Here is a 12790-nt window from a genome sequence, read left to right on the forward strand (position 1 = left end):
ACGTGCCCGCACAGCGCGGTGAAGCAGGAAGCCCCCGGAAGGGTCAGACGACCCAGGCCGGAATCCCTGGACTTTAGGCCAGGGAGCACGTCAAAGTGAACCTCACCAGATCCGGCGACAGTGGGACCTGTGAGGTAAACACCGACCATGCCGACCGAAACGTTTGAGTACCAGGTAGAGGCCCGTCAGCTGCTCCAGCTGATGATCCACTCGGTCTACTCGCACAAGGACGTCTTCCTTCGCGAACTCGTCTCCAACGCCTCCGACGCGCTGGACAAGCTGCGGCTCGCGGCCCTGCGCGACGACGCGCCCGACGCCGACACCTCCGACCTGCACATCGAGATCGAGGTCGACAAGGAGGCCCGTACGCTCACCGTGCGGGACAACGGCATCGGGATGTCGTACGACGAGGTCGGGCGGCTCATCGGCACCATCGCCAACTCGGGGACCGCCGAGTTCCTGCGGGAACTGCGCGAGGCCAAGGAGGCGGGCGGCGCCGAAGGGCTCATCGGCCAGTTCGGCGTCGGTTTCTACTCCGGCTTCATGGCGGCCGACGAGATGACCCTGGTGACCCGCAGGGCGGGCGAGACCCAGGGCACCCGCTGGAGTTCCCGCGGTGAGGGCACGTACACCCTGGAGACCGTGGACCAGGCCCCGCAGGGCACCGCCGTCACGCTGCACCTCAAGCCGGCCGACCCCGAGAACCAGCTGCACGACTACACCGCTCCCTGGAAGATCAGGGAGATCGTGAAGCGCTACTCCGACTTCATCACCTGGCCCATCCGGATGGTCCCGGACAAGGGCGAGGGCGACGACGCCACGCCCGAGCCCGAGACGCTCAACTCGATGAAGGCCCTGTGGGCGCGCTCGCGCGACGAGGTCTCGGACGACGAGTACCACGAGCTGTACAAGCACATCAGCCACGACTGGCGCGCCCCGCTGGAGACCGTCCGGCTCCAGGCCGAGGGCACCTTCGAGTACCAGGCGCTGCTGTTCCTGCCGGAGCACGCCCCGCACGACCTGTTCACCCAGGGCCACCGGCGCGGCCTGCAGCTCTATGTCAAGCGCGTCCTGATCATGGACGACTGCGAGGCGCTGCTGCCGCCCTATCTGCGGTTCGTCAAGGGCGTGGTCGACGCCCAGGACCTCTCCCTGAACGTCTCCCGGGAGATCCTTCAGCAGGACCGGCACATCCGGCTGATCCAGCGGCGGCTGACGAAGAAGGTCCTGTCCTCGGTCAAGGACCTGAAGGCGAACGACGCGGAGCGGTACGCCACCTTCTGGCGGGAGTTCGGGGCGGTCCTCAAGGAGGGGCTGATCACCGACACCGAGAACCGCGAGGCCATCTGCGCCGTCGCGTCCTTCGCCAGCACCCACGGCGACGACCGGCCCACCACGCTCCAGGAGTACGTGGAGCGGATGAAGGACGGTCAGGGCGACATCTACTTCATCACCGGCGAGTCCCGGCAGAGCATCGAGAACTCCCCCCACATGGAGGCGTTCCGCGCCAAGGGCATCGAGGTCCTGCTGCTCACCGACCCCGTCGACGAGGTGTGGGTCGACGCCGTCGGCGAGTTCCAGGGCAAGCGGCTGCGTTCCGTCGCCAAGGGCGAGATCGACCTGGGCGGCGACGGCGAGGAGAAGAACGAGGAGGAGAAGGAGAAGCAGAGCGAGGAGTACGCGGGTCTGCTCGGCTGGATGAAGGAGCAACTGGGCGAGGACGTCAAGGACGTTCGTCTGTCGTCGCGGCTCACCGTCTCCCCGGCCTGTGTCGTCTCCGACGCCGACGACCTCACGCCGGCGCTGGAGAACATGTACCGCGCGATGGGGCAGGAGGTGCCCACGGCCAAGCGGATCCTCGAACTCAACCCCGACCATCTACTGGTGCGGGGCCTCAACCAGGCGTTCAAGGCGCGCGAGGACCGCTCGGCTCTGGTTCAGAGCGCGGAACTCCTGCACGGGCTCGCGGTGCTCGCCGAGGGCGGCCGGCCCAAGGAGCCGGGCCGCTTCGTGAAGCTGGTCGCCGACGCGCTGGAGCGCACGCTGTAGCAGGCGGGGGCGGTCGCGGAACGCGCGTTCCGCGACCGCCCCTTGTGGGAGCGCTCCCGGGTGACCATGATGCCGGGGTGGCCTCGTCTCCCGTCGTACGCCCCTACCGCCCGGCCGACCGCGATGCCGTCGAGGACATCTGCGTCCGCACCGCACACCTGGGCCAGGACAGCCGCCGGCACTACACGGACCCGGCGATCTTCCCCGCGACCTTCGCCGCTCCCTACCTCCATCTGGAACCGGAGTCGGCCTTCGTGCTCGACGACGGCGCGGGACACGCGGTCGGCTACATCCTCGGCACCGCCGACACACCCCGTTTCGTCGAGGAGTTCCGTGCCCGGTGGCTGCCCAGGATCGCCGACCGCCACCCCGAGCCCGTCGGACCCTCCAGCGCTCCGGACGAGGAGATCGTCCGGCTGCTGCACCACCCGGAGCGGATGATCGTCCCCCAGGTCGCCGCCTATCCGGCCCATCTGCACATCGACCTGCTGCCGGCCTGGCAGGGCCGCGGCCACGGCCGCGCGCTGATGACGGCCTTCCTGCGGGCCCTGGGGCACCGGGGCGTCCCGGCCGTCCATCTGTGCATGGTCACGGCCAACACCGCGGCCCGGGCCTTCTACGACCGGCTGGGCTTCCACGAGATCCATGTGCCCGATCCGGGCCCGGTCACCTATCTGGGCCGGACGAGCGAAGTACCGCCGCCGTAGGCGCCGTTGGGCCCGGCCGGGCGGTGCGGGCCGCCGTCAGGACCCGGCCGGCGATGACGTCGGCCTGCCGGAACAGCGCGGCGTTGGACCGGGCGCGGGCGCCGATCGCGTTGTTCCACTCGACGCCCTCCAGCGGAATGCCGTACGCGAACAGCCGGTCGGAGGCGACCCCGTCGGCGTCCCGCACCCGCAGCCCCGCCGGTTCCACGTCGAGGGCGCCGCTGGGCCCGCCGCGGCCGGCGTCCGTGCGATGCAGCCGGGCCAGCCCCGAGTCGAGCAGCGAGCGCAGCAGCGGGGCGGCCGTACGGGACGCGTCGACGCCCGGCAGCCAGGCGTCGATCAGCGCACGGGCCTCGACCGGTGCGCCGGGCACGGTCGCCGAGACCGCCGTGAACACCCCTGAGTCCGTACGGATTTCGGGCCGGGCACCGAGGAAGGACACCACTCCCGCCTCGCTCAGCGCCAGCAGTTCGGCGATCCGGGACGGCGGCGGCCCGCTCGACAGATGCGCGCCGAACGCCCGGAACCAGGACAGGGCGGCGCGGGTGTCACCCCGCAGCGCGCCGGCCGCCACCAGCCGCCGCAGCGGGCCCTTGACCGCGGCCACGGCGGACGCGGCCGCCTTCAGCGGGGCTGAGTCCGGATCCAGGGCCTCGGCCAGGTCGGCGCGCAGGTGCCCGCGCATCCAGGTGTCGAACTCCTCCCGGGACGCGAACCGCCGCGCGGACAGCGGCCGGTCCAGGTCGCGCAGGTCGAACCGGGCGCCGGGATCGGCGAAGGCCCCGGCCAGCAGGTTCGCCTCGGCCGCCGACCGGTAGGGGGCCGCGAGATACCGGTCCAGGAACTCCCGCGGCGGCAGCGCGCAACTGCCGGGGAAGCGCCGCAGCAGCACCTCGTACCAGGCGTGACCCGCCTCCTTGGCGATCAGCGGCCACACGTCGTCCGTGAAGGAGACCGAGCCGGGCCCGCGGGCGAGCAGCCGCCGCACCGCCTCGTCGTCGAGGACCCGCCTGCGGTGACCGGCCGGCATCGTACCGGGCGCGTGGCCACGCGCCAGATAGGGCACGCCGCGCCCGGAACCCGCGTACACCCGGGGTTCCCGGCCGGACGGCAGATAGCGCAGCAGGCCGTGCTCCAGCGGTGCGAACCGTCCGCCGCGGCCCGTCGTGAGCAGGGTGATCTGGTCGAAGAAGTTCAGGGCGAGCCCGCGCACCAGCACCGGTTCCCCGGCGGGCACCTCGTCCAGGTCGCTCTCGTGCGCCTGACCGGGCGGCACGTAGACCAGGCCGTGGGCCGCCGCGTGGGCGGCGAGCGCCGTCTCCTCGGATCCGGGCAGCACCTCCGTGTGCCCGGTGGCGAGCACCACCGCGTCTGCGGCGAGGCCGCCGCCCGCGGCCAGCGTGAGCCGCAGCCGTCCGCCCGGCTCCGCGGCCAGCGCCACCGCCCGGTCCCGGTGGTGGATCACCCGCACCCCGGGCGGCGGATCGGCGACGATCCGCCGGTACGCCCAGGCCAGGTAACGGCCCATCAAGGCGCGCGCCGGATAGGTGTGCGGGGCCAGGCCCGGGGCGTGCCGCACGGACCACTCCAGCAGGGAGGGGCCCTGCGTCGGCGGGCCCGCCATGCGCACACTCGGGTCGGGGAACGCGGTGGCGTGCCCGGCGAGTGTGTTCATCAGCAGCGAGTCCGGCTGGCCGGGCGCCCAGACCCGGCCGGCCCCCGGGACGTGCGGCTCGATCACATGGACGTCGACGCCGAACGGACCGGCGCCGTCAAGGCCGTGTCCCGCGCCGTCGCCGCCGTCGTCCGCACCGGTGCGCAGGCGGGCCAGCAGCCGTTCCAGCACGGCCGTGCCGCGCGGTCCCGCGCCGACCACGGCGACCGCCGGGCGCCCGGCATCCGGCGACCGGCCCGGCCCGGGGAGCGGGGAGGTCACGCCGCCTCGCCCCAGATCTCGCCCAGCACCCGCATCAGGTTGCCGCCGAGCACCTTGCGCAGGTCGTCCTCGCCGTAGCCGCGCCGGGCCAGCACGTCCGTGATGACGGGCAGGTCGGCCGGGGTGCCCATGCCGACCGGGTGGATCAGATCGAGGTTCAGGCTGTCGTCGACGATCGGGATCTCCGGGTAGAGCCGGCGCACCCGGGCCATGCCCTCCTTGGAGTACTTGCGTTCGTCGCCGACGTCGGTGCCGACGATCACATGGTCGATGCCCACCAGGTCGACCAGGTGATCGATGTTGTCGGCGAACACCTCCGGTCCCGTCGGGCCCTTCAGGCCGTCCGGGCTGAGGAACCCGGACTTCGCGGCGAGGCCGAACGCCCCGCCCCGCGCGGCGAGTTCCCGCACCACCCGGTCGCTCTTGTTGCGGGGGCTGGCCACGAAGCGGGTCAGCCCCGCATGGGTGACCAGCACCGGCTTCTCGGAGAGTTCGATGGTCTCCAGGGTGGACCGCTCACCGGTGTGGGACAGGTCCAGCGCGATGCCGAGCCGGTTGCACTCGCGCACCAGCGACCGTCCGAACCGGCTGAGCCCGCCGTTGGCCGTCTCCCCGCTGCCGTCCCCCGCGAAGTTGCGGTTCTGGTACGTCAGTCCGAGGAAACGCAGCCCGAGCTGGTGCAGCGCCTCGAGCCGCCACAGCTCGTCCGCTATCGGCCTGCTGTCCTCGAAGCCCACGAACCAGGCGACCGAGCCGTCCCGCTTGGCCCGGCGCACGTCGGCGAGCGTGCGGCCCTGGAAGAGGCGCCCGCCGGTCTCCTTCAGCCGGCGCTGCCAGCCGACGATCGAGGCGACGGCGGCGTCGTAGCCCTGGGAGACGATCGTGGCGTGGTTGAACGCGGTCACCCCGGAGGCGGCCAGCTTGCCGAGGTACGTCTCGTCCGCCCACGACAGCGGGGTGCAGTCGAGCGCGTTGAAGACGATGCTCTCGCGGTGCAGCGCCGCGGGGTCGAAGGACGGGGCGGATGCGATGGACACATGACCTCCAAGGACGGGAAGCGGGCGAGGGGTTGGGCGGCACCGGCCGGGGGCGTCGGCGCCACCACCGGTGGGGGAGGCGGAAAGGCGCCGGTCACGAGCGCAGACTGCGCCGCAGCCCGAGGCTGCGCTCGACGACCACCACGGCCGCGACCGACAGCAGCACCAGGCAGACGGACAGCGCGGCGATCGACGGATCGCTGCGGTACTCCACGTACTGCAGCACCGCCACCGGCAGCGGCCTGGTGTTCTGCCCGGAGACGAACAGCGAGATCACCGTCTCGTCGAAGGACAGCAGGAAGGCGATGATGGCGCCGGAGACCAGCCCGGGCAGCGCGGCCGGCAGCGTCACCCGCCGCAGCACCGTGAACCGGCCGGCGCCGAGGGTGCGGGCCGCCTCCTCGGCGCGCGGATCGGCCCCGGCGAGCGCCGCCGACACGGTCCGCACCACATAGGGGACGGTCACCCCCAGGTGGGCCAGGATCAGCCCCCAGTAGGTGTCGGTCAGCGGGATCGGCGCGAACAGCACCAGCAGCGCGAGGCCCAGCACGATGTGCGGCACCAGCAGCGGCGACAGGAAGGCCGACTCCACCGCGCCCCGGCCGCGGAACCGCAGCCGGGTCAGGGCCAGCGCGGCCGGCACCCCGGTGACCAGGGCGAGCAGGGTGGTGACGGCGGCGGTGACGGCGCTGACCCGGATGCCGGAACGGAAGTCCGCGTTGGCGAAGACCTGCCGGTAGGCGTCGAGGGTGAAGCCCTCGGGCGGGAAGCGCAGATAGGTGGAGTCGTCGAAGGACTCGACGAGCACCACGATGATCGGGGCGAGCAGAAACAGGTACAGGACGGTCAGCAGCGCGGCCCGCAGGATGCGCCCGGCCGGGTGTGACTTCACCGCGAGCCTCCCTTCTCACCGGTGAACCGGCGTTCCAGGGCGCGCTGCGCACGCTGGTACAGGACGATGACGATGCCGAACAGCACCAGCAGCAGGACCGAGAGGACCGCGGCCACCGGCCAGTTCAGCGCGGTGATCGCCTCGTCGTAGATCTCGGTGGCCAGCACGAAGACCCGGCCGCCGCCGATCAGCCGCGGGGTGACATATCCGCTGAGGCTGAGCACGAACACCAGGAGCGCCGCGGTCAGCACCCCGGGCAGGGTCAGCGGCAGCACCACCCGGCGCAGCACCTGGAACCGGTTCGCGCCGAGCGAGGCGGCGGCCCGCTCCAGTTCGGGTTCCAGCCGGCCGAAGCCGCTGATCATGGCGAGGATCGCGAACGGCATGTAGATCTCCACGGACGCGATGACCACACCGGTCATGTTGTTCGCCAGCGGCAGCGGGCCGTCGGTGAGGGCGAGCGCCTGCAACGTCTTGTTGACCAGGCCCTGGTTGCCGAGGATCGCCATCCAGCCGAAGGTGCGGGCCACCGAGGAGATCAGCAGCGGCGCCACGGCGAGCGCCATCAGCAGACTCCGCCACCGGCTCGTGGTCCGGGCCAGGAACAGGGCCAGCGGGTAGGCCAGCAGCAGTGTGAACACCGTGACCAGCACGCCGAGTTGGAGGGTCTGGCCGATGACCTTCCAGTAGTGGCCGTCACCGAGCACCTGCGTGAACGTACCGAAGGTGAGGGTCTGCCGGATGGCGCCGCCGTCCAGTGGTTCGTTCAGCGCCATGCGGACGACCCACACCAGCGGCATGGCGTAGGTGAACAGCAGGGCGAGGGCGCCCGGGGCCAGCAGCATCAGCGCGGCTCGGCCGGGGCGCGGCGCCCGCGCGTGCCCCGGCGCGCCGCCCGACGGCGCCGTATGCGGTGCGCCCTTCGGGCCGGGGACGGCGCCCTGGGCCGCCGGCGTCCCGGACGGTGCGCTCACGGCGTCACCCCGCGCGGTGCGGCGGCGGCCGGGGCGGCGTCCGCCGCGCCCACGGGCGCATCGGCACCGCTCTCGTCGTCTCCGGCCGCGTCGACCAGCCGGGCGGCCGAGGCGTCCCAGGTCAGCAGCACCTCGCTGCCCGGCGCGTGCGCGGCCTCGGCACCGGCCGGCCGCTCCACGTCCAGCACCGGTCCTGCCGCGCCGACGCGGACCCGGTAGGCGATGCTCTCACCGCTGTACCCGGCGCCGAGCACCGTGCCCCGCACCGGCGCCGCGGGCGAGCCGTCCGGGACGCCGCCGGCGGGGCCGTCCGCGGGGGCCGGGGCCAGCGCGATCCGGTGCGGCCGCAGCAGGACGGCCGCCCGCGCACCGGCCGGGCGCGGCCGGCCGAGCGCGGGCACCCGGCCCACCCCCGGCAGCTCCACCACGGTGCGCTGCCCGTCGGCACCCGCGACGGTGCCCTCGATCAGATTGGCGCGGCCCACGAACCGCGCCACGAACCGCCCGGCCGGGCGTTCGTAGACGTCCTCCGGGGTGCCGATCTGCTCCAGGCGGCCCTGCGCGAGGACGGCGACCCGGTCGGCCATGGACAGCGCCTCGTGCTGGTCGTGGGTGACGAACACCGCGGTGATGCCCGTCTCCTGCTGGATGCGCCGGATCTCGTCGCGCATCTCCCCGCGCAACTGCGCGTCCAGGTTGGACAGCGGCTCGTCGAGCAGCAGCAGGGTGGGCCGTACCACCAGGGCGCGGGCCAGCGCCACCCGCTGCTGCTGGCCGCCGGACAACTGGGCGATGCGACGGCCGGCGAGATGACCGAGCCGCACCAGGTCGAGCGCCTCGGCCACCCGGCGGGCCCGCTCGGAGCGTGACACCTTGCGCATCTCAAGGCCGAAGGCGACGTTGCGGGCCACGTCCAGGTGCGGGAAGAGGGCGTACGACTGGAACACCATGCCCATGTCGCGGCGGTGCACCGGGATGCCGGTGATGTCACGGCCGTCCACCAGGACCCGGCCCGCGGTGGGCGCGACCAGGCCCGCGATCATGCGCAGCGTGGTGGACTTGCCGCAGCCCGAGGGGCCGAGCACGGCCAGCATGCTGCCCCGCGGCACGGACAGGTCGATCCCGCGCACGGCCGCGCCGTGCTGCCCCGGGTAGGTCTTGGTCAGGCCCTCCAGGGTCAGATGCCCCGCGAAGGACCCGCCGGCCGCCGGGGTCGGGGCGGCCGGCGCCGTCGGCTCAGCCACCGATGACCTCCCGCTTGATGCGGTCGACCCAGGCGGTGTAACGGCTCGTCATCCAGCTCCAGTCGACCGGGATCTGCCGCTTCTGCTGCTCGGCGGAGGCCGTGGTCCGGTCCGCCACCTCGGCCTTGAGCTTCGCGTTGCGGTTGACCGGCGCGTAGTACGCGTCGTCGTCGAACGCCTTCTGGGCCTTGGCGCCGATCGCGTAGTCGATGAACTTCTGCGCGGCCTCGGCGTGCGCGGAGTTCGCGACCAGGTTGATCGTGTTGATCTGCTTGACCGTGCCCTCCTTGGGCAGCACCGGCTGGACCACACCGCCGGAGGAGTCCTTGTAGAACTGGCCGCGGGCGTTCCAGCCGACCGCGACATCGGCCTCGCCCGACTGGACGGCGGTGTAGACGTCGGGCGCGGGCTGCCAGGTCTCGACGGACGGCGACAGCTTCTTGAGCCGGCCGATCGCCGGGTCGATGTCCTTCTTGTAGTCCGCGCCGAGGATCTTCTCCAGGGCGACGATCAGCGCCACCCCGCGGGTGTCCGCGATCGGCATGGCCAGCTTGCCCCGGTAGGCCGGGTCCCACAGGTCGTTCCAGCTGGTGGGCGCCTTGTCCACGGCCTTGGAGTTGTACAGGATGGACAGGCTGTCCAGGGTGAGGCCGGGCCCGTAGCCGTCCTTGCTGCGGGCCTCGTCGACCAGTTCGGACAGGTGCGGGACCCGCGCGCTGTCCAGCTTCGCGAACAGCCCCTCCTCGTTGGCGGTCGGCGCGACCGAACTGTCCATCAGGGCCACGTCAGCGGCGGGGTTCTTCTTGCTCGCCCGCAGCTTGGCCAGCACCTCGGCGGAGTTCTGGATCGGCACGTACTTGACGCTGATGTCCGGGTTGGCCTTCTCGAACGGCTCGATCACCGTCTTGGTGAACGAGTCCTGGAAGGTGCCGAAGAAGCCCATGAAGGTGATGGTCTGCTTGCCGCCTCCCGCGCCGGAGCCGCCGGAGGCGGGGCCGGCGGAGGTGGCGCAGGACGTCACCAGCAGGGCGGCCGCGGCGACGCCGGCGGCGGTGACGAGGGGGCGGGGGACTCGGGTCATGACAACTCCGGTTCACGGGGACGCGGGGCGCGTGGGCACTGGTTCACTGGGACCCGGGCGGCGGGGCCGCCGGGCGGGGCAGGCGGGGACGACGTCCGGTCAGCCGTGCGACGGGGAGCCCGCCGCGGGCGTCGCCGCAGGTGCGGCGACGGGACCGGACGTCTGCGTACAGGACCCCGGCACGGCGGGCGCGCCCAGGACCTGCATCAGCCGGTTCGCCCAGCCGAACAGCGCCACGCAGTGCACCACGTCCAGCAGGGCGGTGCCGTCGATGCCCGCGGCGCGCAGCGCGGCCACGTCGTCGGCGGTCGCGGCCGGCGGGGTCGCCGTCTGACGTTTTGTGAAGCGGCCGAGAGCGGCCCGGCGCGGATCGCCGGCGAGCGCCGCGGTGCCCTCGTCGAGCACCCGCCGCGCCGCCTCGGTGTCCCGGCCGAGCTGGGCGAACTTGCGGCCGTGCACCGACGCGCAGTACACACAGCCGTTGATCCGCGACACCAGCAGGGTGATCAGCTCCCGCTCCGCCCGGGGCAGCCCGCCCCGGCCGTACATGAGCGCGTTGTACACGTGGGTGCGGTGGTCGAGCGCGGCCGGATCGTGCAGCAGGGTGCGGTAGTACGGAGAGTCGGCGGACAGCGTGGCGTGTGCGTCGAGCACCGCGCGCTGATCCGCGTCGAGGGCGTCGGCGGGGACCGGTTCGATCCACGGGACCCAGGTGAGCGGGTCGAGCGTGAAGCGGCGCTCGGCGGCGGCTGCGTCCGGCTCGGCGGGGCGTGCGTCCGGCTCGGCGGGGCCGATGCGGGCGAGCGCGCGGGCGGCCAGCGCGGTGTCGGCGGCCGGGGCGCCGTCGAGCAGGGCCAGGCCCGAGGCGACCCGGGCCTCGTAGGAGACGAAGGCCACGATCTGGGCCAGCGCGACGATGTCCGCAGCGGCAAGGCCCACCCGCTCCAGCTCCGCGATCTGCGCTCGTCCCGCGCGGGACGGCGCGAGGGTCACGGCCCGGGTGTACGCCCGTACGGCGGCGGCAAGCGCCAAGTCCGGCTCGGGCGCCGCGTCCGGGGTGCGCGGCGCGTAGGAGCGGTAGGCCGCGGCCCGCGCGGGCTGTCCGGCCAGCTCCGCGGCCAGGGCGGCGGCCTCCGCCCGCAGCGCGGGGCCGAGCCGGCCCGGGCGGGCGGGGCGCAGGAGCGCGGCACCGGCCGCGTCGGCGTGGGTGCCGACGGCCGGACGGTAGTGTTCGTCGTCGCTCAAGGTCACTCCTCTCCCCGCTCGATCGCGTCGCGTACCAGGTCCGCTCCGGGCGACACCGCCCGGCGGCGACCGGTGTGCGCCGTCCGGCGGGCCCTTCGTCGGGTCCCTTCCAGTGACGGGCCCTGGGTGGCCCGCCATCCGGACACATCGTGGGACGAGCCCGGAGAGCTGCAAGTTAGCCCCGTCCATGAGCCGTGCGCAAAGCCCTGACAAGCGGGAATACGGGCGGCGAAGGCCCTCGCGGGCCCGTCGGCCGCCGGGTGCGACCGGCCACCTGTTGCATCAGGTGACACCTCTTGTGACCCCGACCCGCCCCGCACGGCACATCCGCACCCACCTGATGCAACAGGTTCGGGGCTCGCGGTACGGTCGGGACGCGGACGGCTGGCGAAAAATCTTCGGTCGGCCCGAAGTTTCTCATATCGTGAAACGATCGTCCAGAAAGTGAGACGCTGTGGTGCGGGTTGCGTCCTACCGCCGGATCGCCGACGGCCTGCGGCGCCGGATCGAGGCCGGCGAGTTCCCGCCCGGTGCCCTTCTGCCCTCCCGGGCGGCGCTGGCCAAGGAGTACGACGTCGGCGTCAACGTGGCCGCCGCCGCGGTCCGTCTGCTGGTGAGCGAGGGGCTGGCGCGCGGCCGGACAGGCCGCGGGGTGTTCGTGCGGGAGCGGGTCTCCGCCTCCACCATGGCCCGCTCCTGGACCCACGAACGGCTCCAGGGCCGGCTCGCCGTCCACCCGGCCCTGCGCCGCACCGGACCGGCCGCGGCCGGCGCGGACGACGACCCGGGCGCGGGCTCGGAACGCGGCGTGCCCTCGTCCCGCACCGAGGGCGCGAGCCCGGACATCGCCCGTCGGCTGGGCGTCCCGCCGGGCGAGCCCGTGATCCGCAGCGAGTACCAGCTCAGCAACGACGGGCTGCCGGCGATGATCTGCGTCAGCTGGGAGCCGCTGGAGATCACCGGTGGCACGCCCGTCTCGCTGCCGGGGGCGGGGCCCCTGGCCGGGGGCAGCGTCGTGGCCCGCATGTCGTACATCGGCATCCGGGTCACCCGCTCGACCGAGACCGTCACCGCCCGCCTCGCCACAGCGCGGGAGGCCGCCGCCCTGGACCTGGGCCGCGGCGCGGCCGTGGCCGCCATCGAACGCACCTACTACGCCGGCGAACGCCCCCTGGAAACAGCCGACCTGGTAATCCCAGGCGACCGCTTCCGCCTGGCCTACGAAATCCCAGCAGAACCACACCACTAAAAGGCAAGGGGCCAGTGCAGCGCGCCCTATAGGGGCGCGGGGCTGTGTCAATATGCGGCTCCGCCGCGTGGGCGCGAGCAACCCCAACGCACCCGCAGTCGACGACCAAGCATCAGCGCCTCCGCAACAGACTCGGACCGAGCAGGAAACCCCCAGAACAGCGCGCCCCTTAGGGGCGCGGGGAACTGCGCGACAAGCCCCAACGCACCCGCACCCGCCCGCCGCAGCTCAGCCCCAACGCACCCGACCGCCGCGCCCCCAACGCACCCGCACTTGACCGACGACCCCGCCACAACGCACCCGCCCGCCGCCCGCCGCGCGCAGCGCCAACGCACCCGACCGCCACCCCCGCCCACAACCCGCCGTAGAGTCACCC

Annotated in this window: 10 protein-coding genes; 3 read left to right on the forward strand and 7 right to left on the reverse strand. The window is 73.1% G+C overall.

Annotation, left to right across the window (positions count from 1 at the left end; all coding sequences use genetic code 11):
* Positions 1–147 precede the first annotated feature (147 nt).
* Positions 148–2049, forward strand: coding sequence for a molecular chaperone HtpG (htpG, locus tag ACIRFL_RS00005; protein WP_404022598.1), 1902 nt, complete (start codon positions 148–150; stop codon positions 2047–2049).
* Positions 2050–2126: 77 nt separating this feature from the next.
* The gene (locus tag ACIRFL_RS00010; RefSeq protein ID WP_404022599.1) at positions 2127–2756 is read left to right on the forward strand and encodes a GNAT family N-acetyltransferase; all 630 of its coding nucleotides are present in this window, start codon (positions 2127–2129) and stop codon (positions 2754–2756) included.
* On the opposite strand, the gene ACIRFL_RS00015 is transcribed toward ACIRFL_RS00010, so the two are convergent.
* From ACIRFL_RS00015 to ACIRFL_RS00045, 7 genes are all read right to left on the reverse strand, one after another.
* Entirely contained in the window at positions 2716–4692 is a 1977-nt protein-coding gene (locus ACIRFL_RS00015; RefSeq protein WP_404022600.1) for an FAD/NAD(P)-binding protein, read from the reverse strand. The two genes, ACIRFL_RS00010 and ACIRFL_RS00015, sit on opposite strands and share 41 nt — an antisense overlap.
* A complete protein-coding gene (locus ACIRFL_RS00020; RefSeq protein WP_404022601.1) occupies positions 4689–5729 on the reverse strand; it encodes a dipeptidase in 1041 nt (346 codons plus the stop codon). The genes ACIRFL_RS00015 and ACIRFL_RS00020 overlap by 4 nt, the downstream gene beginning before the upstream one ends.
* A gap of 94 nt (positions 5730–5823) precedes the next feature.
* Entirely contained in the window at positions 5824–6621 is a 798-nt protein-coding gene (locus tag ACIRFL_RS00025; protein WP_404022602.1) for an ABC transporter permease, read from the reverse strand.
* A complete protein-coding gene (locus ACIRFL_RS00030) occupies positions 6618–7595 on the reverse strand; it encodes an ABC transporter permease (RefSeq protein WP_404022603.1) in 978 nt (325 codons plus the stop codon). The genes ACIRFL_RS00025 and ACIRFL_RS00030 overlap by 4 nt, the downstream gene beginning before the upstream one ends.
* On the reverse strand, positions 7592–8839 hold the full coding sequence (locus ACIRFL_RS00035; protein WP_404022604.1) for an ABC transporter ATP-binding protein: 1248 nt from the start codon (positions 8837–8839) through the stop codon (positions 7592–7594). Before ACIRFL_RS00035 ends, ACIRFL_RS00030 begins: the two co-directional genes overlap by 4 nt.
* Positions 8832–9920 (reverse strand): ABC transporter substrate-binding protein, encoded by a 1089-nt coding sequence (locus ACIRFL_RS00040; RefSeq protein WP_404022606.1) that lies wholly within the window; start codon positions 9918–9920, stop codon positions 8832–8834. Before ACIRFL_RS00040 ends, ACIRFL_RS00035 begins: the two co-directional genes overlap by 8 nt.
* 99 nt (positions 9921–10019) lie before the next feature.
* Positions 10020–11165 (reverse strand): peroxidase-related enzyme, encoded by a 1146-nt coding sequence (locus ACIRFL_RS00045; RefSeq protein WP_404022607.1) that lies wholly within the window; start codon positions 11163–11165, stop codon positions 10020–10022.
* 457 nt (positions 11166–11622) lie between these two features.
* Between ACIRFL_RS00045 and ACIRFL_RS00050 the strand changes: the two genes are divergently transcribed.
* Positions 11623–12414 carry a GntR family transcriptional regulator gene (locus ACIRFL_RS00050; RefSeq protein WP_404022608.1) on the forward strand — a complete coding sequence of 264 codons (792 nt, stop codon included), beginning with the start codon at positions 11623–11625 and terminating at the stop codon, positions 12412–12414.
* Positions 12415–12790: the final 376 nt, after the last annotated feature.

This window comes from Streptomyces sp. NPDC102462 (genome assembly GCF_044765425.1).
Lineage (GTDB): Bacteria > Actinomycetota > Actinomycetes > Streptomycetales > Streptomycetaceae > Streptomyces.